This window comes from Calyptranema fuscum S582, assembly GCF_055793305.1.
Map to the genome: position 1 here is coordinate 283,787 of NZ_JBSLYH010000001.1, position 22,470 is coordinate 306,256.

Consider the following 22,470-nt stretch of genomic DNA (forward strand, 5'->3'; position numbering starts at 1 on the left):
TTGAATGGAGCGGGACAGATCAGGTCTAATTTGTCATGCCAATGTATCGATAACGCGCTTGCATAATATAGTAAACACCATAGGCAATTAACCCAAGTGCTACCAGCCCCAACACCCATGCCCCATAGGGTTGCTGAGCCAATGATTCTAGAGCACCCCCCAATCCTATGGCTTGATTTGGATTAGATTGTCGAGCTGCTTGAATAAAGAAAAAGCCAATTACTAAAAATACAACGCCTCGGGCTGCTAAGCCTAATCGACCCGTGCGGACGATCCAGGTTTGTTGAGTATGACTCATGTCTTGAAGCTTCAATTTCTTCCGAAATGTTGCTTTATACGCCTGGTAAAACTGATAAAAACCCAGCCCAATGACCAAAGCACCCAGGGTGCCAACTAACCATTGCCCGAAAGGCTGAGCCAATAGTCGAGCTGTCCAGTCTTGTGAAGCGTTACTATTACTGCCACCTGACCCTACAATAATTTGCACAGCAGTCAGTGCTAACCCAGCGTAAATAAACCCATTGCCAGCATAACTACACCGCTGAAGTATACCTTTTAAGTCATTCCCTTTATGGTCAGGATCGGCGATCGCCTCAACTATTCGCCACAAAGCATAGCCAAATAACCCGATCGCCACCAGGCTTAGGAGAAACTGACCAAAGGGCTGATTCACAATTGTTTGCAAAGCTCCCTGAGTATCCGTCTTCTTGCCACCACTGCCAAGTGAAGCCTGGGCTGCTAATAAGCCGACCAGAGCATAGACAATTCCTTTAGCCGCAAACCCTAACCGAGCGAGTCGCTCTACCCACAAGTTGTTAGCCGCATCATTTGCGACTTGCTCCGCATGATTGCCAACATTCTTGACAGAAAAATTTCGCTGTTTCATAACCACTGCGCCCTCAGGTGAAACTTTGTAGGTCGGGCACAATCCGTGCGCTTATCCTGCACAAAGATTAACAGAATGAATGTATGGCAGTGTCTACCTCAAGTATGGGGGGTAGTTGACTTTGGGGATGAAGTTGAGCGTAAAGCCGGAGGTTTCACATTTAACTTCATGCCGATGTTAAGCAATACCCAGGATGAAATAGCTTACAGCGCTTCGCGCTTGGATATGTTTAGCTTTTTTGTTGTGTGCCGCGCGGAGCGCGGCACACAACAAAAAAGCTGTGGCTTAATCAATTGAAAATGGCTGTAGGAGCACAAATTAATTAAAACCCGGACGTTTATGTTTGGAAGCGCGGCGGAGCCGCGCTTCCAAACATAAATCTTCGGGTTTATTAAATCCACGATCCTAAGAAATCCGCTATTTAAAAAATCCAAATTTTTGAGCGCGCGATGGCTTTGCCATCGCGCGCTCAAAAAATACAAGTTTATGAAGCTGTAATACTAAGGAATGGGAATTAAATAACTCCGATGATTTGTTGTAGGGGCGAACGGTCGTTCGCCCCTACAAACGATTCAATATTCGATCTTATTAAATCCACGATCCTAAGACGCTTGATAATTAGCATCCAACCAACAACGGGGCAGTTCTTCACCCGATGGGAAGCTAAAGTTTGTCTTGTGCCGGGGTTCAGGGTCTTGTTCTTCTTCTCCTGCTTGTCCCCGCACGGTAATTTCCTGATCAGTAGGATTGATCAGCGCTAATATATCCATTACTTCTACTAACGTTCCACTTTCTTTGTCTTGTAAAAGCATAAGTAGTCTCCTTTAGTGCTTGAATAATGTGTCCCTGCTGCAATCAGAAGTTCCTCTGCTGACAAACTTCTGATTGCAATTAACCTAGATCTGTTGAGTCACGTTACTTGCGGCTACTCAGCCATTTGGCTGCGATCGCTCCGAAAACAGCTCCTACCAGCGGATTGCTGAAGAATTTCACCAGGGCAGGTTGGTCGGCTAGAACATCTTGGAAAATGTCAGGGTGGTTATGGTAGGTGAACCCTGCCAATTTGCTGACGTCATCTACACTCATGTGGCTGGGACGATGGCTAGATAATCCCAGTTGCTTTTCCAAATCGCGATCGCTCAGACCACGCTTTTTCAACTGGCTGAGAAACTCTCTGGCAACATCATCACGCTCATTCGGCTTGATTTGAGCAATCGCCTTTTGCAGTTCCGGTTCCATTTGAGTACTGGGAACTTGATCAGGTCGTAAAGACTGGCTGAATAAGCGATGACGTTCGCTTCGAGACGAGCGTTGAGCGAAATCATCAAAGTTTTGATAATCGTTAGCGGTCGATTCATCAGGCAATACGTCTCTGTTGCCGCCTGCCAGATCTTTCATAATCTGACGCTTGTAATCATCATTACTAGACATTGTTTTATCATCCTTGTGAAACAGTCATTAAATTTCGTTAGCTAGCAGATTGATACTCAATTTGCTTAGAACGAGCATCGTATCGAGCTGTTAACAGCAACTCTTTATTCGGTGCATAAATCAACACCGTCAAATCTTGCTGAGGAAAGTTTCTGCGGAAGCCTTGTGTTAGTGATTGAGCTAACGGCTTGACCTCATTGGGTCGGACTTGAGATGAAATCACCGCTCCCAGTTTGTTGTTATCGCGGACATATGCATCTTTGACCAGACCCTTGCTGGTTTGGACGACCCAGTCACCAAAATCTTGTCCGGCGGCTGAGTTACCCCGTGCCAGTTGCCCATAGTCAACGCTGCGGTTAAGGCTGGTAGGAGCATTAACTTGGGGCGATCGCGCACTGACACTAGTACAGGCTGTCGTAAAAGATAACGCGCAGATTAGCACAAGCGCAGTAAAAATCTGTCGTATCCGTGAAAAAGTAGGCATTCGTATCCTCCTTTGAAAACGAGTATAAATGGGGCAAGTTGAAGTCAAGCTATGGGTTGACCTGTGGTGGATGACGGTCTAACCAACGTTGATAAACAGCTTGCCGATCGGCATCTGGTAATGCGACTGTGATCTGCACAGTTTGCAAGCTTGCATGAGGATCATTGGCGATCGCCACTAAAAATTGGATAGCTGACTTAGCGGACGTAAATTTGCCGCTGACCGTGAAAGGTTGCGTCGTTGTCGTCGGAGCATCATGATCAATCACCTGTGCTGCTCCTAAGTCCACGCTGGCGAGGTGCTGATACTCTGGGCTAACTTGCTCTACAATGAGTTTTTCGCGGCGGATCGGAACCTCAACGATGTGAGTTTCAATCTCTTTACGGACAACGACTTCACCCACCTTCCGCCGTTGCCGGTCAACGATAACTCGCTCATCCAGTAACGGAATTACAATGTCAGATGATGAGTGGCTCGGGGGAGGCGATGGCGGAGTCGGTTCAAAAATGGGCTGCGTATTGAGCAATGCGGTTGGAAAAATTTGTTCAGACGTCCGTTGATCCGAGGATGGCGATCGCTCGTCTGGTTTTGGCGGCGTGGGTTGAGCCGGAGCAGCAACGTACACTACCCTGCTGGCTTCCAGCGGAGTTGAGTTTTCCAGGGGAACAGAAGACTCAAGTTGACCGTTTGACTCCGCAACTTGATAGAGCTTGCCAGAACCAGCATTCCCTTCCTGCCGAGGGTAAATCGGTGGTCTCTCAGCATCTGAATGATCAGGTGTTAAAGGCATGGCGTCTCTCTCCTCTGTACTCTCAAATCCGATTAATTGCGATCGCTCTAGCGCATCTGGTGCAACCTCTTCCTCATAAGGGTTGAGGCAGAGATCAATCACTCTGCCTCAACGGTAGTAGAGGCTAAATCAGTATCCGTCTCTGCTTCACCTATCCCCTACCGTTTTTGATTATTGGGATTAGGAGATCTCGAATCGTTTTTAACCACGGGTTGACCTTGCTTATTTACGTCCAGACGCTCCCGACGCAGTGTTTCTTCAGCGTCAACCGTCTGGTGGTCAACTTCTTTACGAACGTTGACTTCTTCCCGCACGAACGCTTCTTTATGAATGTCCGGGGTTTCCTCATAGACGGATATACGCGCTACTTCGCCGTCTTTGAAGGAAGCCTGGTCAGGATTAACAGCGGTATCGCTACTAGGAGTTGTCCGTTGAATAACAACACGCTCTTTGTCAACTGGCACCGAAACTCTGGCTGTCTCAGTTTCAACATGCTTGCCAATCGCTACTTCGCCTGTTTTATTCCGATTCTTGTTAGCAATCAGACGCTCTTCATATAAGCGCAGGTTCTGGTGATCGCGATCGTCCAAGTGGTATAGAGCAGGATCGCGATCGTAACCGTAAGTGTTGCGATCGTAGTCCAGGGGAGGAGAGTTTTCTAAGGGAGTAGCACCTTGTGCCGCTGCCCTAGCCGACGGACGGTAGACACCCCGAACTTGCTCTTCATGCTCGTAGTCAACCGGCATGGTACCGTCATACTGAGGCAATGACTCGACCTGATCACGATTCAAAGCTTTGACCGTAACACGCCGATTTGCAAAATCAATCCGGGATTGACCAATAGGCAATAACACCTTCTTGCCCAAAATCCAGATTCCTGTATTAATGACGAGGTAGCGAATCTTACCTCCCTCGTCCACCAGTAGATCATCAACTGAACCTACTTTATCCGCATCTGCATACAGGTCATAACCGATGACATCGCGCCCTTCGAAGTGAGCCCGATAGTCAGGGTCAAAGTCTTTAATTCTGTGGAGTGACATAGCTTTCGCTCCTTTGTCTGTCTTCAAATTACTTGAATCTCTATCTATCAAGCTTATGGAGGGGACTGGAACAATGCGTCTGTCACAAGCTATATTAGCGTCTACTCCTTATGAACCTGATTGCTAGTATTACAAACACTAAATTTTACAACATGGGGGTTTGGGAGCTGTGCCCCCAAGAGAGGGTTTCACCCCCTCCACCCCCTCTAAAACTTTTAAGTTGGTGTACTAGTGTTGCAAACACTAAATTTTGCAACATGGGGGTTTGGGGGCTGTGCCCCCAAGAGGAGGTTTCACCCCTTCCACCCCCTCTAAAACTTTTAAGTTGGTGTATAGCGGTACGTATTAGGGTTAAAACGGGGTGCAGGGGTAAAACCCCTGCGTGGGGGCACCGCCCCCACTCCCCTGATGTCCTAACTAGATTGCGTAGAACTATACTAGCTTTACTAAAGCTGACATCTCTAAAGCTGACGTATTTTGGGTAAGAGCAGTCAACAGGGCGCTGCCTCAGATTTATGCCTAAGATTTATGCCTGTGGGTAGGTTGTTATTCTACAGTGGTTCACTATTGTTTGATGTACAACGTCTTGTTTACTCAACAGCCAAAGCATAAAGCATACCAAGCGAAAGCTTCTGGCTTTGCCTAAGCCAGTAAGTTGTGGTCCGTACTGTGGCCAGTACGGCATTAACTGAACACGTCAGTCAAACACGCACAGCTTATTCACACATAGGATAAGCCGGATTCAAACAAGCAAGCAAACAAGTTTCGGGATCAAGTAGGTTCAAAACCAAGCAGGGTATGAAATTAAGCTCGCAAGATTTGGAATTAAGTAGGTTCGGGATCAGGCAAGTAAAGCGTGATCTCCATACTCTTAAGCAAGAATTCTATCGATAGAGGTTCTACTTTTGCATCCTGAAACTAACCCTGATTCTGGAAACGCTGTACTTTATTTTTGGAAGTATAACTTGGAACGCGCAACAATGCCGTACCTACAAAAGCCGGTGAACTTTCGGATTTCATTTGTCATGTTGGGTAAACGCTAGGCAAGCTTAGCATCTTCAAAAGTACAGCTCCATACCTACAACTCGCTGCCGATTCATCAATCACCAAACAATTACCAGGAGGAGAATAATGGCTTATTCTAATCGACCCGTCGGAGATTTCGTCGAACCTATTGTTGCAGTTCCTACCAATGACTATCATGACCGTGTTCGTTGGGGTCCCATCCTAGCTGGCTTATTTACAGCGATCGCTTCTCAATTAGTTTTGAGTGCAATCGGCGCTGCAATCGGTTTGACCTCAATCTCCAACTCAGGAGCACCTCGATCGGATGCCGGAGACGTTGGTTCTGCTGTTGGCATTTGGTCGATCGTGAGCCTGTTAATTTCTCTTTTTATTGGCGGTTGGGTTACAGCCCGTGCAGCTGGTCCCATGAGTAAAAGTAATATTTTATTGAATGCTTTTATTTTATGGGCAACGACTTTAGCGATTAGTGCCTGGTTGCTGTCGGCAGGGGTTTCAGGAGCCTTTGGCATTGTGGCATCTAATGCCGGAGAAGCGATTAATCAAGCTCAGCAAGGTGGCGCAAATTTACCCACTGATGTCCCCGACGTTACCGCTGAACAGACAAGGGATATTGCCGGGAATGCAGCTAAGGTTGGTTGGTCTTTTGCTCTCGGCTCTTTGCTAGCCCTGGCTTCATCGCTCTTTGGTGCCAATGTAGGGGCTCGTCGTCCGCGTATAGCTAACGGGCAGCCTGCGATCCGAACCTAACGGGGTGAATCGAGACACATCCTATGTGGAAATAGGAATTAAATAGCGTCGATGATGTGTCATACGATCTATAAAAAATGGTGTGGGTGCTGCGTTTTGCGCAGCACCCACACCATTTTTTATAGCTAAACAGAATCAGGGTTGATTCAACACCAAGATTGTTCTCCGGGTGGGGTATGCAACAATTCACGAATATTAGCTTCAATCACCCGATACCCTACATTGCCATTGAGCCGCTGCCGACCTTCATTAAAAATTAAAGTGGGGCTCACGGTAACGGTATGCTCTTTGACAAGTTCAAAGTCTTTAGAAAGTTGAGCATAGGCTTCACCACTATTTATTTGTTCCTGAATAGCAGCAACCGGCAAACCTAATTCTTGGGCGATCGCAAACTGTACCTGACGATCGGCAACATTGGCTAATTTGCTAAAAAATGCTTCTCGAAATGCCCAGGTTGCTTTTTCAAACACCTTCTCTGATTCGGGAATAATGCCTTTGATTTCTAGCAGTTGAATAGCATGAAGAAAAAGATGACAGGAGGTAGAAGAAGGTGGAACCACCTCAGTCCAAATATCGGGATGAACGGTAATATGTTCGAATTTTTTGGCTACGTCTCGAACATGATCCCGATAGCCCTGTAAACCAGCGCGATCGCGCCATCGATTCTCTAACTTTTCGCGCGCATTGCCAAAAATAGGGACAAAGTGATAGTCAATCGAGATTTTAGTCTGAAAGTTGGTTTCCAGTTCATCCAGACGAATTTGAGCAATGTATGCCCAAACACAAAGCACATCAGAAAAATAAGAGATACGAATAGGTTCCATTGCTACTCCATGTAATTAACCGTATCAGGGCATCGAGAAATTGCTCATTTTCTTACCCTTCTAGGCTTGTACCATCCCCTATCATTTCATGCTCAGACCTGATATAGCGCTTCGCACCTGGATAGAATTATGGGTGTTATGTGAGAGCTGCATAGAGCGAGGCTCTCACATAACATCATGTACTTCGAGCGAGGCTCTCACATAACATCATGTACTTCACGCAATTAAGAAGTCTTATGAGGCTCAGACCCACCAGGGCTTTTCTCCAGTACGAGGATCGGCTTCCGTCCAAGGCGAGATCAAGATACGGTTATCAACCACTGCAACGTGAACCATTTTCAGGGGTAGAGGTGCTGGGCCCCGCACGACTGCGCCATCAGGAGCATAGCGAGACCCATGGCAGGGACATTGAAACTGCTGATCCAACGGGTTCCAGGGAAAAGTGCAACCCAAGTGGGTGCAGTTATCAATCAGTCCTATGCTATCTAAAGTATTATCTTCTTTGACTATCAAGTAAGTCGGTTCACCGCTTAATCCTGCAACTAAGGCACGACTTCCGGGCGACTCTGCCAAGATTTGGCTGGCTGGGATGGGGTTTCCCAGGATATCTTTAGCAACGATCGCTCTTCCAGTTGCAGTTGTTTCGGTTGGAGGAACGAAGAATTTACCAGCAGGATACAGTGCAGCCGCAGCGGTGGCAGCAACGGTGGCTCCAGTGAGAAAGTTAAGGAGTTGCCGCCTTGATAAAAATGGGCTGTCGAGAGAAAAACTATTGTCCATGACGGATCTCCTTAAAAGTCGATCAATGAATTCCTTTAAAGTTGCTCATTCATCGGATTGGTACGAATTCCCAGAAGGCGATAAAGACCGCAAAAGCCAACCATAGCCGTCAGCAGCAATATACCACCAGCAATCACTAGCCCTAGACCTAAACTGGTACCACCGTAGAGGTACAGTCCCAAATAAAACAACACAGACGCTAACAACAGACGGATCAAGCGATCAATCAAACCTACATTCGTTTTCATAACAACAGTCTCCAACCTATTGAGCAGATTTAAAAAACGAGTGCACTCCTACAAAAAGTACTTCTCACGATGAGAGTCTCACTTTTTTGTAATCTGCCTAAATATTATAACCAATTAGTTATGGAGTGATGATTTATTTGGCGATCGCTTCTCCGGCTACTGTCCAGGCTGCAAAACTGGGTGGAAACCCTTGAACATGGTCATACCCTAATAAATGCAGGGTCATTACACCCATTGCCGACCGATAGCCTGACGAACAATACACTATCACAGGGCGATCGCTGGGAATTTTGTATAAATTTTGAATCAGTGTTCGCAGTGGAATATTTATCGCTTGAGGGATATGTCCCGCCTCGTACTCAGACGGTTCGCGTACATCTATCAACGTAGTTTGAGGATTTTCTAACTGGCTTTTTAAGTCTACGACCGTGGCGATCGCATAATAGCCGGATGGAATTGAGGTGAGAAAGCGATCGACGTTCGCTTCTAGCTTGAGGAAATCTTCAGACCGCGTTAGTCCCCTTTCTGGAGCGATAGATTGCCCTGCCGAAACGGTTACCGCCATCACCGGGAGTTGTCCCATACTCAGCCAGAGGCAACCGGCAAGCACAAGACCTGACCAGACAAGTTGAGTGAATCGTTTAGAGCTCATCATACAGCGCTTCGCACCTGGATATGATTATGGCTATTGTGTGAGAGCCGCGCTCCGCGCGGCTCTCACACAACACTGTGGACTTCACGTCATTATGAATTGCTATCGTTAAAGATTCTTATGACATCAACCTCGGAGTTCAACAATCGGCTGATCGGTGTCGTTAGCCGACGTCGTATGCTCTAATTTTCCCTTGCGATTGCGCCAGAGTTTGTAATACAAAATCGGCACTGCCGATCGCGACAATAGCAACGATGCAACTTCACCTGCCATCAACGAGATCGCCAATCCTTGGAAGATAGGGTCAGCCAGGATGATAGCAGAACCCACCACCACTGCTGCCGCTGTCAGAAGCATGGGTCGAAAGCGCACAGCTCCGGCATCAATCACCGCTTCTTCGAGCGGCATACCTTCCTTCAAGCGTAATTCAATAAAATCTACCAAAATGATCGAGTTACGCACGACAATTCCAGCACCAGCGATGAAGCCAATCATGGAGGTAGCCGTGAAGAATGATCCCATCAACCAGTGAGCTGGCATAATGCCAACCAGTGAAAACGGAATGGCTGCCATAATCACTAACGGTGTGGTAAATGACTGGAACCAGCCCACCACCAGGGCATAAATCAGCACCAGCACCACGGCAAATGCGATCCCCAGATCTCGAAAAACTTCATAGGTGACTTGCCATTCACCATCCCACTTGATGGCATACGTCTCTGTAGTCGTGGGCTGTTGGGTAAGGTAAGTTTGAATTTTTGCTCCCGGCGATGGCTCAAGTTTGTCGATCTGCGGTTGTAGATTCAACATGGCATAGACAGCACTTTCCACTCTGCCAGACACATCACCCAGAACGTACACAACTGGCTGGAGATTTTTGTGGTAAATACTAGTATCAGCGATCGCCGTTTCGGTTTTTACCAGCGCACTCAAGGGGACTAAATTACCATTCGCTCCATTGATATTGAGGGATTTTAGATCCTCCAGACTGGTACGACTCGACGGATTGAAACGCAAATTGATGGCGACATCTTCACGCGCATTTTCATCATGCAATAGACCCACATTCTGACCTGAAAGTGCCATTTGCAAGACGTCTGAAATTTGAGTAGGACTGATCCCATTCAATGCAGCTTTTTCGCGATCAATCACCAATCGATAATCGGTTTGGGGCGCTTCCACATACCAATCTACATCCACCACCCCATCGGTTGACTGGTAAAGCTGGCGAATTTGGGTAGCCAGGTCAATCTGCCCTTGATAATCAGGTCCATACACTTCCGTCACCAGGGTTTGCAAGACAGGAGGACCGGGTGGAATTTCAGCGACCTGCATCCGAGCACTGTAGCGATCGGCAATTTCCTTAAGCTTGGGACGAATCGCTTTGGCAATCTCATGGCTCTGGCGATGTCTTTCGCCCTTGGGCAAAAAGTTTACTTGAATATCCGCAACATTCGCACCTGATCGCAAAAAGTAGTGCCGCACCAGACCATTGAAGTTATAGGGCGAAGCGGTGCCAACATAGCTTTGATAGTGGATCACTTCAGGAACCGTGGCGAGGTAGTCTCCCATTTCTCGCGTCGCTCTGGCAGTCTGCTCCAGGGTTGTGCCTTCGGGCATATTCACCACCACTTGCAACTCGCTCTTGTTGTCAAACGGTAGCATTTTCAGAATCACCAATCGCAATCCTGCCAGCCCCCCAACCATCAAAACCAACCCCAACACCGTAGCTACCAGAAACGTGGTGCCTCGCCGGGGGTAATGCACCAGGGGATACATAAACTGCCGATACAACCGACTCAAAGCATCTTCCCCATGATCATGGGTAGCGTGACTTGCCCCACTGAACACTCGCATGGTTGTCCAGGGCACCACGATGAAAGCAACCAGTGCCGAAAAGATCATGGCAGCAGAGGCACCCAACGGAATGGGCAACATATAGGGTCCCATCAAGCCGCCCACAAACGCCATCGGCAGGATCGCCGCAATCACCGCCAACGTTGCCAGAATGGTGGGATTGCCGACTTCATCCACGGCTTCCAGCACGATTTGTTGCAGCGTGCGACGACGATTCGTAGACAGTTGCAAACGAGTTTTATTTTCGGGTAATTGCAAATGTCGCCCCACATTTTCGACCACAACGATCGCATCATCCACCAGAATCCCAATCGAGAAAATCAGGGCGAAGAAGGTAACGCGATTGAGTGTGAAGTCATAGAAAACAAAGCTAGCCAGGGTCAGAGATAAGGTGACAGGAATCGACACTGCCACCACCATCGCCTCTTTTTTGCCCATGACAAACCACATCAGCAGCGTCACAGAACCGACGGCAATCAACATATGAAACAGCAGTTCATTCGACCGTTCTGCTGCCGTTTCCCCATAGTCTCGCGTGACGGTGAGATTAACGGTACTGGGGATGTAGTTGCGCTTAATTTGCTCCAGCTTATGCAGCACTCGATGCGAAACTTGAATGGCATTAGCTCCCGAACGTTTGGCGATCGCGATCGTTACTGCTTCCGTTTCACCCAGGGTTTGCGGGATTTCTGTTTCCTTATTGCTGTGAGATTCAATACCTGACTTACCCTGTCCAAAAAAGACATAGCTTGCCGGTTCTTCTGAGCCATCCGTTACAGTTGCCACATCTCGCAGATAAACAGGTTGATTGTTAGCGACAGCAACGACTAGCCCTTGAGCCTCTTCTGCCGATCGCACAAAGCTCTGGGTTCTGACCAGAAATGATTGATTGTTTTGATTGAAAGCACCACTGGCAAGTTCAGTATTTTGAGATTGAAACGCATGTGATATGGCTAAGGGGGTCAGACCATAGGCATTCAGCCGCGTTGGGTCTAGATCGACTCGCAATTGTCGCTTTTGTCCGCCAATCAGGGTTGTTTCAGAGACGTCGGGAATCTGTTTGATTTGTTCGTCTAATTGCGCTGCAATTTGGCGTAATTCTGCCCCTGTGCTGTGCTCTCCCCATAACGTCAGGGTAAGCACAGGGACATCATCAATTGACCTCGACTTAATTAACGGTTGTGAAACACCGGGCGGAATTTTATCAAAGTTGGCATAGAGCTTGTTATAAAGCTGGACAATAGAATCTTCGGTATTTTGTCCAACTAAAAATCGCACAATCACCAGCGACGAACCTGGACGTGATGTGGAGTAAACATATTCCACACCCGGAAGTTCTTTAATTAACTTCTCCATGGGTGCGGTTACCCGTTGTTCTACATCCTTGGCAGAGGCTCCCGGCATTTGCACAAACACATCTGCCATCGGTACGGTAATTTGCGGTTCCTCTTCCCGTGGCAGCACCAGAGTTGCCCCAATGCCCAGTAGCAAAGCCACCAGGATAATCAAGGGTGTCAACTTAGAATCAATAAATTGCTTGGCAAGGTTGCCAACAAAGCCCAGTTTGTGGAGTTGGGGCGATCGCTGAGGATTGTCTAGATTATTCATACCTGGGTGCATCCTACATCATCCATCCCAAAGCGGAAGGGAGGTTATATGGTTTGAGATGGGGTCGCCAATGAATCAATGATAAATTTAATGATGAATTCAATGATGAATTTAACGATGAATCGAGATCGGTTGACCATCGCTCAGTTGAGCCAAATTGCTAGTGACGATGCGATCGCCTGCTGCTAGCCCCGAGACTATTTCAATCTGCCCATCCTGAACTTTGCCCGTTTTCACCCAACGCAAAACCGCCATTGATTGCTGAGAGGCATTGGTTTGCACCACATAAACCCCTTGTAGTTGCCCCCGTTGAATCAGGGCAGTCGTGGGAATCGCAATGCCATCTTGCGTGCCGCGCGGTAAGGCAATTCGTCCAAACATTCCAGAAATCAACCGACCTGAATTATTCAGCGGAATTTTGATCAGGAAACTACGAGAGTTCGGATCTGCGGTCGGTACAATTTGTTGAATCGTAGCAGTCAACGTTTGATCTACCGCATCCACCCGAACCTGCACCGTCTGACCGACTTGTACCAATCGTAAGTTTTCCTCCGGAACCGCGATCTCTAACTGAAGATTGTTGGGATTTTCGACCTGCAACAGTGCCATGCCGGGAGCTGCCATCTCACCTTCGTAGGCAAGTTTCTGCACCACAACCCCATCAAACGGAGCAATCACACTGCCATAGCTTTCATTCACGGAGGCTGAAGCCACCCCTGATTGGGCTTGATTCACGGCTGCCTGCGACTGAGCGATCGCCGCCTGAGCTTGTTGAATCCCTGCTTCGGTTTGAGCAACCCGAGCATTGGCTTCATCAAGAGCGGTATTCGCTTCATCCAAACGAGACTGGGCTACGGCTCCTTCCCCTTGCAGTTCTGCCATCCGCGACTGATTGAGTCGTGCCAATCGTAGGGCAGCTTGTGCTTCTAGTTTTTGAAACTCCAATTGATTCAACGTAGCCCGAGAACGAGCTACTTCTGCTTGCGCCTGAGCCACACCCGACTGGGCTTGACTGGTTTGAGCAGTCATATCCATGACATCAATGCGAGCCAGGATATCGCCTTTCTGAAAGCGATCGCCCGATTCGACCGACAGTTGGGTAATCCGTCCCATCACCCGTGTGGACAGGGTTGCTTGATCGACGGGGCGAATGGTGCCCGAAAGCTCCAGGGTGTTCGCAATCGCATGGGAACGCAGAGCCAGCGTTTCTACGGCGATCGCTGGAGCAAGCACAGGTTCAGAAGCATGGGGTGAACGGATGAGTTGAATGCCCCCCCAAGCTCCTCCTGCCAGCAACAATGCACCACCCAGCAAGAATCCCCAGCTTTTGCGGGTTAGACCGGGCAAGCCTGATTGTTTTTGTACCACCGAGCCGTCCAGCGATTGATCCGAAGTCGTGTGAGTCATAGTTCTTCTCCCGTTAAGGGCGATTGCCTCGCTGCACTAAATATCCAGCACTTTGCCATGCCATCAAACCACCTTGCAGGTTGTAAACCTGACGGTAGCCCTGAGTGACTAACCATTGTGCGGCGATCGCACTACGATGCCCTGACAGACACGTAATGGCGATCGCTTGATCTTTAGGAATGTCTTTGAGAATGCGATTTTGAGACAATCGTTGCGCACCTGGAATGTGTCCCATCCAATATTCCAACCAACCCCGGACATCAATGATCACCAGTTGTTTCTGGCGAGATTTTAATTGATTAGGGGTAAGCAGGATGGGGTTAGTTGATGGCTTCTTGGTTGATTTCGTTTTCATGAATGATCCTACTTAAACTCTGCTCATCACGGAAAAGGATTTAATAAAGGGACCCGCCATCCGGGGATCTTTAATCATGGCAGTATAATCGCCAACTCGAAATTGCAGCTTGCGGCTGACATACGCCATACTCAAGCCCATCATGTTCAAGCCTTTTGCTTTCCACTGTTGCCAGTGCTCTAGATCAGCACGTAAATCCCAATTCAATTTTTGTCCGGTGTAAGCACCCGCAGATACTACCCGTCCTGATTCAACCGTCAGCACTCCAGTTGGATCGTCATCAGATTCAAACCCATAGCCAATCACCGAATTAAACTGAATTTTAGCAAGGGCATCAGCCAGCTCGGGTTCAGCATTCCATTGTTCACCAAAGGCTTGCATCCATGCGGGTGAAAATAAATCTGCCATTCGTTTCTCCTCAATACATTTCAAATCGTACGGGTTAGTATGAATCAATCACTGATCGGATTGACTTTAGCGATCGCCAGAATTAGCAACCGTTTGCCATTCCTCAACCAATGACGGGGGAACCGCCAGTCGGATAGCTTCACCTTGAAGCGTAGGTAATGATAAATTCAAAGGAATCTCGGCTTGCAATTGGGGCAGCAACGGTTGCAGGTCATATTGACCGACATTGGGTTCGGGGGTTGCGGTTTCTGTAAACAGATCGCTGGAAGCATCTGTTGCTGTTAGCGTTTTACCCAATGACGTCGTTAGGGTCAGGGGTTGAGCGCGATCGATGTCTACCTCGCCCGGAAAGCCCACCAATCGTAATGCAAAACTGGTCTTGCCATCCGCCCGCACCCGTTTGAAGGCAATTGTTTGCCAACTAGAACGATGTTGATCGTGCAGGGTTTGGCGAGACTGATAAACAATTTGTCCAGGGGCTTCTTCTAATTGTCGAATGGCGGCTGTTGCCATAGCAGGATGCCATAGCCCTAACGCCAGTAAAATCGCCAGTGCGATCGCACCAATCAACAATAATCTTGCAAAAAACTGCCGAATTTGACATCCCATATCTCATTCTCCCGATGGATTAGAGGGTGATTGACGCACATGAGCACATAAGGTCAGCAACTCTGTATCAATCACCCGGTAATATCGCCACACCCCTTCTCGGCGACAGGCTACGACTCCAGCATCTTTCATCAGGCGAAGGTGTTTAGAAACATTGCCCTGAAGTAAGCCTGTGCGATCGCATATTTCTTGTACGCTACGTTCTTGATGACATAACGCTGCCAGAATTTGCAATCGGGTGGGTTCTGCCAAAATCTTAAATCGATTGGCAAGGATCTCTGCTTCGCCAGGGTTGAAGACAATTTCCATATCACTTGCTTCACTCCAATAGGTTGGAATGGCGATGGACACTGATTAAGTAGTGAAGAACACCTCGCAAAGCACGCCAGTCAAGTATGAGATGAATGATAGTCGTGATGAATGCAATTACACTCAAGACAAATGCACGACTATAAATCTTCAGATCAATTGAGTATCTGGGTTTCATCTGGTTGAAACCTCTAGTAAGTTAGATGATGACGTTTCTTCACTATTGGATGACGGCTCTACTCTTATCTGCTCCAACCACTCCATACTGGAATACCAGCTTGATCTCGTAAGATTAAAATTTGATCGCCTTTGCGGACTTCAGCGGCAACAATCACCACTTCTCCCGCAAGGGTTACCCTTGAGCCAGTCACCTCAATCTGGTCCCCTTGAGTAATCACAACCGCTTGATGATCGAGATACCATGCTGGACCGAGATGAACTGGGATGATCGCATCTGCTGTTTCTAATTGCACATGCACACCCGCAGACCTGCCACCCAAGGACGTTGAGTCGTCTATCCCAATCACCTCCCCCGAAACAGTTTCGATCCTGCCGGGATCATATATCCGTTGCCCATAATTCTGTCTGCCACAGCCGATGTTATCTCTGCCATTCATCCCCCTTTGAGCCAATGCAGCCGGAACAAACAGCAGACCAAGTACGGCAGGAAACAAAACAAGAAGACTCATTTTTTTCATGATTCCCTCCTGTGATCTAAGATCTAAATCGAGGTTTTGATTGGGTTCAATCCCCATCCATCCGCATCCGAGAATATTTCAAAGGCTCGACTGACCCTAATTAATGCTCAACGTCATCAAGCATGCACGTCATCAAGCAGGGCGTGACTGGTTAAACCAGTGGACGACTCATATCCAAACGAGTCTCCTCTGATAACGGCTCCACCAGGGGGAGACCGATGGCTCGCAGTCCAACGCGCTCAAACCAGGGCATGGGCCAACCGACCCGCATCTTATCCATGAAGTATTTCTCAAACGCCGTCTTTGCCCACGATACCCAGAGTCCTTTGGTAGTAAAAGCACGATGGCGACGACCTTCAGCATCGGGGAGCAATGGATCTGCCAAAAATAATGCGCCTGTGTCTCCAAAGTCAGCAAAACAAATCGCCTGTAAGGTCGGTTTGATCGACTGACCCGAAATCACACCCAATTCCAGGGCAATATTATGGGCAACGCTGATTACCATTTCCTCTGTCATTTGCCCCACTTTGGGCACCCCAATCGGAATGGGAGTAGGTTCAATCGGTTTCAGTTGAGTGACCACCCCAACAGCATAAACAGAGTCAAAATCAGGATGGCGGTAGGTGGGCAACACGGGTACAAACCCTTTGGCATCGGTCAAACCTGGTGCTTCCCGGAGAAATTTGGGTCCCCGGAACGGCGGCAGAATCATGGCATATTTGAACGGCAAACTGCGTCCATCTGCCAAGTACATGGTGTCTGATTCAATCCGAGCGATCGCGGTGTTATCCATCACCTCAATATGCCGATCGGCAAGCATGGCTCGAATCAACCAGCGTGAGTTTGCCATACCACCAATTCCCAGATGTCCGGCATATGGCTCTGGCGTGACAAGGGTAATGGGAGCGCGATCGCGAGAATGATGGATTCTCGTATCCCGCAGTCCCTTTTGATGCAACGCATGATTAGCCAGCAAGGCAAACTCATAGGCAGGCCCAAAACAACTGGCTCCGGGAGCTGCTCCTACGATAATGGGACCGGGATCTTCTAAAAACTGCTGCCAGGCTTGACACGCCAATACCGCATGATGGGGATTGCACACCGATTGGGTATAGCCAGTTTCAGGGCCTAACCCCGGTAAAGCATCCAGTGCGAGTTCCGGACCCGTTGCAATCACAACATAGTCGTAGTCCAGGGTTCGATCCTTCAGCGTAATTTTTTTAGCTCTAGGATCGATCGCCGTCACTGCATCAAGAATTAACTCAATCCCATGCTGCGGAACGATTTTAGCAAGTTCTAGTTGAATCCGATTGAGCGATCGCAACCCCAGCCCAATCCAGGGAAGGGACGGAACAAACGTGAACTTGGGTTGATTAGAAATCAGCGTTACCTGATGTTTTTTAGGCAACACATGCCTTAGTTCATAAGCAGCGGGAAGCCCTCCCAATCCAGCTCCAATGACTACAACATGAGCCATAATTGCGACTCCTAAATGTGTTTGAACGTTGAGCTTTAAAGAACCCTTTCCTTACTCTCTGACTCCCATCTTTTTCAACACCATGATCAACGGACACCAGTTGGTAAACGCTGATTGCAGCAGATTCAAGCCCACAAACGCCGTGAGGAACAGCCAGTTGATATGAATGAGTGCCAGAGACAAGCTGATCAGTACCATGCTGCCGGCAACGAACCGAACCCACTGGTGCTGGGTCCAGGTCTGCTTACGACTATTCATCGGCTTCAGCATTGCACCATCCCAAGAATCAATAAAATCATTATACTACTATACAGTCATATAGTTAATAATTCGAAATATTGCAAAACCTTTACATGTCGATCGAATTTTTCGGATTCTGATTTAATAGTCGATCCCAAGGATCCTCATAAACATCACTGGAATAAGCTTCTGGGGAGAGGGCAGCGAAGCTGCCCTCTCCCCAGAAGGTTTAATTATGATCTGACGGTATGAAATCGAGCGTGAGCCCGTGGCAAACTAACGGCGCTTCGCCACTTCTGTTCAGGCATGTTAATCTATAGGACGACATCGGTTCTGATGGGGAGCAGCCGTCAGAGGTAAGGGGGAAAGTCTGGTGCAAATCCGGCGCTGTCCCGCAACTGTGAAAGAAGGGGATGAGGCATCAGTTTTGGATGTTATGTCAGCCAATCCAATTCGCAACTCAGCCCTCTACTGAAGTCAGGATGCCCGCCGATCTGTGTTGATGTTCTTCGATATCTGCGAGGTACAGATTATGTCTGACTGTTTTTGTAAGTGGCAACCCGGCACGGGAGTGAGGCACGTTGGTGACCACTAGGAGGTGGCAATATTGCCCAATTGCCCTGGGTCATGCCAATGGCATCATTGCGTCCCTTGAATCCTTGTTTCGATATACAGCTTTTGTCGGAAACAGGGTCGAGTGTCAGCCAATGAACCCAGCGCATGGTTAGGAACTGCATGATCGCGAGGCGTTGCTATCTACCCCAACCCCATGTTGCCTGTCCATCTATCCCTGAGAACGCAGAATCTAACGGTTACCGAGGTTCTAGAGATTTTTACCGCGAATCAAATAGGGCGATCGCCTCGTTTGATCTAAATAGCATCTGTTTAGAGCAGATGCCGCAGAGGTGGCACCCCCAACCTCAATTTCACCATGCCCTTTGACCCAGAAAGCCTCCTTACAAGTCTAAAGTTCAGGGGCAAAACTCTCGTATGGAGAGGCGTTCCTATCCCCTGCTATTCCTAATGATATGGCTGATTGTGTCGAGGTTTTTCACCCGAGAGTTGGATTGAATGGAAACAATGGTTAAAAAGTCAGACTTTGTCTTGACTCCTTACATGAAGAGCAACGACTTACGCGCCACTTATCAAATTCTCAATACCGTTGTTCCCTACGTTCTTTTGTGGGTTTTAGCCGTCAAAGCGGCATCTGTTTCCACTGCATTATTGCCACCCATCCTGATCTTGATGGCACTCTTTTCAGGACGATGCTTTTCGTTAATGCACGATTGCGGACACTATTCGCTGTTCCGTTCCAGACGAGTCAACCGAATTGTCGGTTTTATGTTGGGTGTGATCAACGCGATCCCCCAATATCCCTGGTCAAGAGGTCATGCCTACCACCATAAAACCAATGGCGACTGGGAGCGCTATCGCGGACCTGCGGCACTGATCTCAACCGAAGACTTTGCCAACCTCAGCCCCTCTGCCCAAAAACGGTATGAACGGCTACGGCATCCCCTGATGATTTTTCCGGGCGGATTTTTCTATCTTGCGATTAAACCCAGACTGGCGCTGATTTTAGGAATCTGCGGGTTCATCCGCCATCTCTTGGCGACCTGGACGCGAGATCCAAAAATCGGCTTCGCTGAGATTATTTCCTCATACAAATCTAAAAATTGGTATACAGCCGGTGAGTTTTGGGATCTGCTGTTTAACAATATTTGTGTGGTTGGCAGTTGGATTTTTCTCAGTTCTTTACTCGGCTTTCAGTTCTTCTTTAGCGTTTACTTCATTACGCTAACGTGTGCGGCAGCTATCTTTATTTGCGTCTTCTTTGTCCAACATAACTTTGACAACTCTTACGCCCACAAAACAGAAGGCTGGAGCTATTTAACGGGCGCAATCGAGGGGAGCAGTTATCTAGAGCTACCCACCGTTTTCAAATGGTTTGCTGCCGACATTGGTTACCACAATATTCATCATCTTTCCGAAAGAATACCTAATTACAACCTCGAAGCCTGCCACAATAAAAATATTCATTTACTGGCTAACTCAAAAACCTTACGAATGGCAGACATTCCTGATTGTTTTAAATTTATTTTGTGGGACACCACCTCAAATCGTTTAGTATCGATCGCAGCATTTCGTCAAGCTGCCCAATCCATTGTTCTGGATCCAAACCCAAGTTTTCCAGACCCAACAAATGCCTATTAAAACAGCACTTAAGGCAGATAAAAAGGGGACAAAGGCTTTTTTTCAACCCCTCTATTGATCAGCTGTGCTGCTGCAATCGGGCCGAAATGGAACGAGCAATTGTCAAAAATGTTGAGGCTTAATCTTGATAACTTTATTTTTTGTTATATCGGGCATTCTATTGACACTTCTGATAGGAGGGGTTGCACTCTATCTGATCAGCGCTCGCCGTTATCAATCGTCTGATTCTGTTGCCCATTCATATGACGAATGGACAGAAGACGGCATTTTAGAATTTTATTGGGGTGAACATATTCACCTGGGGCATTACGGTTCGCCACCCCGACACAAAGGATTTTTAGCCGCTAAAGCCGACTTTGTCCATGAAATGGTGCAGTGGGGAGGTTTAGACCGCTTACCCCCTGGCACCACCGTTTTGGATGTGGGCTGCGGGATCGGGGGCAGTAGCCGCATTTTGGCACGAGACTATGGCTTTGCCGTCACTGGCATTACCATTAGTCCTCAGCAAGTCAACCGGGCGCAGCAACTCACCCCTGCCGGTTTAACGGTACGGTTTTTGGTCGATGATGCTATGGCGCTATCGTTCCCAGATGCCAGTTTTGATGTGGTCTGGTCGGTTGAAGCGGGACCGCATATGCCCAACAAGGCTATCTTCGCCCGAGAGCTGATGCGTGTCCTCAAGCCCAACGGGGTACTGGTGGTGGCAGATTGGAACCAGCGAGACGATCGCCAAAAACCGTTGAATCGTTGGGAGAAACCCGTCATGCGACAACTGCTAGATCAGTGGTCTCATCCTGCTTTCTCCAGTATTGAAGGGTTTGCAGAATTGCTAGAAGCCACGGGTTGGGTTGCAGGCACTGTAACGACCGCAGATTGGACAGCCGAAACACTGCCATCCTGGCTCGATTCCATCTGGCAAGGGATCATTCGCCCCAGAGGTTTAGTGCAGTTTGGTCTATCGGGCTTGCTCAAATCCTTACGAGAAGTGCCCACAATTTTGTTAATGCGATTGGCATTTGGCACAGGTCTTTGTCGATTCGGCATGTTTCGTGCCATTCGCAACCACGTCAAAACTGCCCATCTGTTGCAAGAGGAAGCCAATGCGAATGCGCACTGAACTCTGGCAGGGACACTTTGGCTACTGGCAAAACCGCTTTATTCATCACAATATTTTGATGGTAGGATACACTGCCTGGGTCGGTTATATGACTCAGGGGCGGGGAATGGTCGTTTGCGACGTCGTAGATGCTATTCCTCCCTCGATCGATTGGAGTGTTGATGCCGTCGCATTTAGGCGGACATTCATTCCATCGGCGCAGGTCACACCCTATCTGCACAGTCTTGCACTCATGCAAGAAGCAGGGGTGGCATTGTTGAATGCGATCGCCACTTATGACCCCACTCATGCGATGGTGGTTCTGGTCATGGGTAACGGTGCAGTGGATATCAACCTACTGCAAAACATGGCGATCGCCCCTGCCGACTGTTACACACAAGTACAGCAACGTTGGGCGGAATTTCAGCCTGATTTAACTACCCCAAGGAAGCACTCATGAGTCTCAATCCGCCTCGCCCTCGTTGGAATGTCATTGCGTTTACGCTGGCACTTCATGTAGGGGCATTATTCGCATTTATTCCCGCTAATTTTAGTTGGTCAGCCGTTGGGGTTGCCCTAATTCTGCACTGGCTCACGATCGGACTGGGCGTTTCCCTTGGCTTTCATCGACTGGCAACCCATCGCAGTTTTAAAGTCCCCAAGTGGTTAGAATATTTCTTTATTTTATGTGGCACGTTAGCCGGTCAAGGGGGTGTCAAAGGCTGGGTGGGCTACCACCGCATGCACCACTTATATTCCGATCGCGCTGATGATCCCCATGATTCAACCAAGGGGTTTTGGTGGAGCCATATAAGTTGGCTGATGCACGAAGTGCCTGCCAGTAAACAGCTCAAACGCTTTAATAAAGACATTGCCGATGATCCATTTTATGTGTTTTGCCACAAGCACTATATTGAACTACAAGTCGTTTTAGCTGTTTTACTCTATGCCCTCGGTGGTATCCCCTTTGTTGTCTGGGGAATTTTTGTTCGCTTGCTGGTCGGATTTCACAGCACTTGTTTTGTCAATAGTGCCTGCCACACGTTTGGCTATCGCAACTATGATGTAGACGATCGCTCGACTAACTGTTGGTGGGTAGCAATCTTGACATTTGGCGAAGGTTGGCATAACAATCACCATGCCGTCCAGTCTTGCGCTCGATTTGGCTGGCGGTGGTGGGAAGTCGATGCTGTTTGGTTAACCATTCAACTGTTAGAGAAACTGGGACTGGCAACCAACGTCAAAACAACACATCCAACCTTGAATTCGGAGAGTTGAACC

General features: G+C 48.2%; 26 protein-coding genes and 1 riboswitch. Of the genes, 6 read left to right on the forward strand and 20 right to left on the reverse strand.

The genetic code is table 11. From position 1 onward, the window contains the following. Positions 1 to 25 precede the first annotated feature (25 nt). Positions 26 to 886 (reverse strand): DUF1206 domain-containing protein, encoded by an 861-nt coding sequence (locus ACR6Z4_RS01090; RefSeq protein ID WP_479715352.1) that lies wholly within the window; start codon positions 884 to 886, stop codon positions 26 to 28. 75 nt (positions 887 to 961) lie between these two features. Here ACR6Z4_RS01090 and ACR6Z4_RS01095 point away from each other — a divergent pair, with 75 nt between their 5' ends. Beyond that, the gene (locus tag ACR6Z4_RS01095) at positions 962 to 1,183 is read left to right on the forward strand and encodes a hypothetical protein (RefSeq protein ID WP_479715353.1); all 222 of its coding nucleotides are present in this window, start codon (positions 962 to 964) and stop codon (positions 1,181 to 1,183) included. A gap of 305 nt (positions 1,184 to 1,488) precedes the next feature. Here ACR6Z4_RS01095 and ACR6Z4_RS01100 read toward each other — a convergent pair whose 3' ends face one another. From ACR6Z4_RS01100 to ACR6Z4_RS01120, 5 genes are all read right to left on the reverse strand, one after another. Further along, the gene (locus ACR6Z4_RS01100; protein ID WP_479715354.1) at positions 1,489 to 1,698 is read right to left on the reverse strand and encodes an acetyltransferase; all 210 of its coding nucleotides are present in this window, start codon (positions 1,696 to 1,698) and stop codon (positions 1,489 to 1,491) included. Positions 1,699 to 1,801: 103 nt separating this feature from the next. Continuing rightward, positions 1,802 to 2,317, reverse strand: coding sequence for a hypothetical protein (locus ACR6Z4_RS01105; protein WP_479715355.1), 516 nt, complete (start codon positions 2,315 to 2,317; stop codon positions 1,802 to 1,804). 37 nt (positions 2,318 to 2,354) lie between these two features. Next, positions 2,355 to 2,801: a hypothetical protein gene (locus tag ACR6Z4_RS01110; RefSeq protein ID WP_479715356.1), complete on the reverse strand. Its 447-nt coding sequence runs from the start codon at positions 2,799 to 2,801 to the stop codon at positions 2,355 to 2,357. 49 nt (positions 2,802 to 2,850) lie between these two features. Beyond that, positions 2,851 to 3,591 carry a DUF2382 domain-containing protein gene (locus ACR6Z4_RS01115; RefSeq protein WP_479715357.1) on the reverse strand — a complete coding sequence of 247 codons (741 nt, stop codon included), beginning with the start codon at positions 3,589 to 3,591 and terminating at the stop codon, positions 2,851 to 2,853. A 158-nt stretch (positions 3,592 to 3,749) separates the two neighbouring features. After that, positions 3,750 to 4,634, reverse strand: a complete 885-nt coding sequence (locus ACR6Z4_RS01120) for a DUF2382 domain-containing protein (RefSeq protein ID WP_479715358.1) — start codon at positions 4,632 to 4,634, stop codon at positions 3,750 to 3,752. A gap of 1,131 nt (positions 4,635 to 5,765) precedes the next feature. Here ACR6Z4_RS01120 and ACR6Z4_RS01125 point away from each other — a divergent pair. Beyond that, complete coding sequence (locus tag ACR6Z4_RS01125; RefSeq protein ID WP_479715359.1) at positions 5,766 to 6,407, forward strand: hypothetical protein; 642 nt, start codon at positions 5,766 to 5,768, stop codon at positions 6,405 to 6,407. 146 nt (positions 6,408 to 6,553) lie between these two features. Here ACR6Z4_RS01125 and ACR6Z4_RS01130 read toward each other — a convergent pair whose 3' ends face one another. The 14 genes from ACR6Z4_RS01130 to ACR6Z4_RS01195 form a co-directional block, all read right to left on the reverse strand. Beyond that, entirely contained in the window at positions 6,554 to 7,231 is a 678-nt protein-coding gene (locus ACR6Z4_RS01130; RefSeq protein WP_479715360.1) for a DsbA family oxidoreductase, read from the reverse strand. A 243-nt stretch (positions 7,232 to 7,474) separates the two neighbouring features. Then, positions 7,475 to 8,011, reverse strand: coding sequence for a cytochrome b6-f complex iron-sulfur subunit (gene petC, locus ACR6Z4_RS01135; protein WP_479715361.1), 537 nt, complete (start codon positions 8,009 to 8,011; stop codon positions 7,475 to 7,477). A gap of 35 nt (positions 8,012 to 8,046) precedes the next feature. Next, positions 8,047 to 8,259 carry a YgaP family membrane protein gene (locus ACR6Z4_RS01140; RefSeq protein WP_479715362.1) on the reverse strand — a complete coding sequence of 71 codons (213 nt, stop codon included), beginning with the start codon at positions 8,257 to 8,259 and terminating at the stop codon, positions 8,047 to 8,049. 133 nt (positions 8,260 to 8,392) lie between these two features. Beyond that, positions 8,393 to 8,911 carry a rhodanese-like domain-containing protein gene (locus ACR6Z4_RS01145; RefSeq protein WP_479715444.1) on the reverse strand — a complete coding sequence of 173 codons (519 nt, stop codon included), beginning with the start codon at positions 8,909 to 8,911 and terminating at the stop codon, positions 8,393 to 8,395. 126 nt (positions 8,912 to 9,037) lie between these two features. After that, positions 9,038 to 12,376, reverse strand: coding sequence for an efflux RND transporter permease subunit (locus ACR6Z4_RS01150; RefSeq protein WP_479715363.1), 3,339 nt, complete (start codon positions 12,374 to 12,376; stop codon positions 9,038 to 9,040). A gap of 111 nt (positions 12,377 to 12,487) precedes the next feature. Beyond that, positions 12,488 to 13,783, reverse strand: a complete 1,296-nt coding sequence (locus tag ACR6Z4_RS01155) for an efflux RND transporter periplasmic adaptor subunit (RefSeq protein WP_479715364.1) — start codon at positions 13,781 to 13,783, stop codon at positions 12,488 to 12,490. Between the two features lie 13 nt (positions 13,784 to 13,796). Continuing rightward, the gene (locus tag ACR6Z4_RS01160) at positions 13,797 to 14,138 is read right to left on the reverse strand and encodes a rhodanese-like domain-containing protein (protein ID WP_479715365.1); all 342 of its coding nucleotides are present in this window, start codon (positions 14,136 to 14,138) and stop codon (positions 13,797 to 13,799) included. Between the two features lie 12 nt (positions 14,139 to 14,150). Beyond that, positions 14,151 to 14,546 carry an SCP-2 sterol transfer family protein gene (locus tag ACR6Z4_RS01165; protein WP_479715366.1) on the reverse strand — a complete coding sequence of 132 codons (396 nt, stop codon included), beginning with the start codon at positions 14,544 to 14,546 and terminating at the stop codon, positions 14,151 to 14,153. A 66-nt stretch (positions 14,547 to 14,612) separates the two neighbouring features. After that, complete coding sequence (locus tag ACR6Z4_RS01170) at positions 14,613 to 15,155, reverse strand: DUF3122 domain-containing protein (protein WP_479715367.1); 543 nt, start codon at positions 15,153 to 15,155, stop codon at positions 14,613 to 14,615. 3 nt (positions 15,156 to 15,158) lie between these two features. Further along, positions 15,159 to 15,464, reverse strand: coding sequence for an ArsR/SmtB family transcription factor (locus ACR6Z4_RS01175; protein WP_479715445.1), 306 nt, complete (start codon positions 15,462 to 15,464; stop codon positions 15,159 to 15,161). Between the two features lie 242 nt (positions 15,465 to 15,706). Further along, positions 15,707 to 16,153 (reverse strand): MamS/MamX family magnetosome protein, encoded by a 447-nt coding sequence (locus ACR6Z4_RS01180; protein WP_479715368.1) that lies wholly within the window; start codon positions 16,151 to 16,153, stop codon positions 15,707 to 15,709. 160 nt (positions 16,154 to 16,313) lie between these two features. Beyond that, on the reverse strand, positions 16,314 to 17,639 hold the full coding sequence (locus ACR6Z4_RS01185; RefSeq protein WP_479715369.1) for an NAD(P)/FAD-dependent oxidoreductase: 1,326 nt from the start codon (positions 17,637 to 17,639) through the stop codon (positions 16,314 to 16,316). A 51-nt stretch (positions 17,640 to 17,690) separates the two neighbouring features. Beyond that, positions 17,691 to 17,897: a YgaP family membrane protein gene (locus ACR6Z4_RS01190; RefSeq protein ID WP_479715370.1), complete on the reverse strand. Its 207-nt coding sequence runs from the start codon at positions 17,895 to 17,897 to the stop codon at positions 17,691 to 17,693. Positions 17,898 to 18,190: 293 nt separating this feature from the next. Further along, positions 18,191 to 18,387, forward strand: a riboswitch (cobalamin riboswitch). A gap of 22 nt (positions 18,388 to 18,409) precedes the next feature. Next, on the reverse strand, positions 18,410 to 18,601 hold the full coding sequence (locus ACR6Z4_RS01195) for a hypothetical protein (protein ID WP_479715371.1): 192 nt from the start codon (positions 18,599 to 18,601) through the stop codon (positions 18,410 to 18,412). 349 nt (positions 18,602 to 18,950) lie between these two features. On the opposite strand from ACR6Z4_RS01195, the gene ACR6Z4_RS01200 reads away from it, so the two are divergent. The 4 genes from ACR6Z4_RS01200 (at position 18,951) to ACR6Z4_RS01215 (ending at position 22,467) form a co-directional block, all read left to right on the forward strand. Next, positions 18,951 to 20,093 carry a fatty acid desaturase gene (locus ACR6Z4_RS01200; protein WP_479715372.1) on the forward strand — a complete coding sequence of 381 codons (1,143 nt, stop codon included), beginning with the start codon at positions 18,951 to 18,953 and terminating at the stop codon, positions 20,091 to 20,093. 127 nt (positions 20,094 to 20,220) lie between these two features. Beyond that, positions 20,221 to 21,210 (forward strand): methyltransferase domain-containing protein, encoded by a 990-nt coding sequence (locus tag ACR6Z4_RS01205; protein WP_479715446.1) that lies wholly within the window; start codon positions 20,221 to 20,223, stop codon positions 21,208 to 21,210. Then, on the forward strand, positions 21,194 to 21,649 hold the full coding sequence (locus tag ACR6Z4_RS01210) for a hypothetical protein (RefSeq protein ID WP_479715373.1): 456 nt from the start codon (positions 21,194 to 21,196) through the stop codon (positions 21,647 to 21,649). Before ACR6Z4_RS01205 ends, ACR6Z4_RS01210 begins: the two co-directional genes overlap by 17 nt. Continuing rightward, entirely contained in the window at positions 21,646 to 22,467 is an 822-nt protein-coding gene (locus tag ACR6Z4_RS01215; protein ID WP_479715374.1) for an acyl-CoA desaturase, read from the forward strand. Before ACR6Z4_RS01210 ends, ACR6Z4_RS01215 begins: the two co-directional genes overlap by 4 nt. Positions 22,468 to 22,470 lie beyond the last annotated feature (3 nt).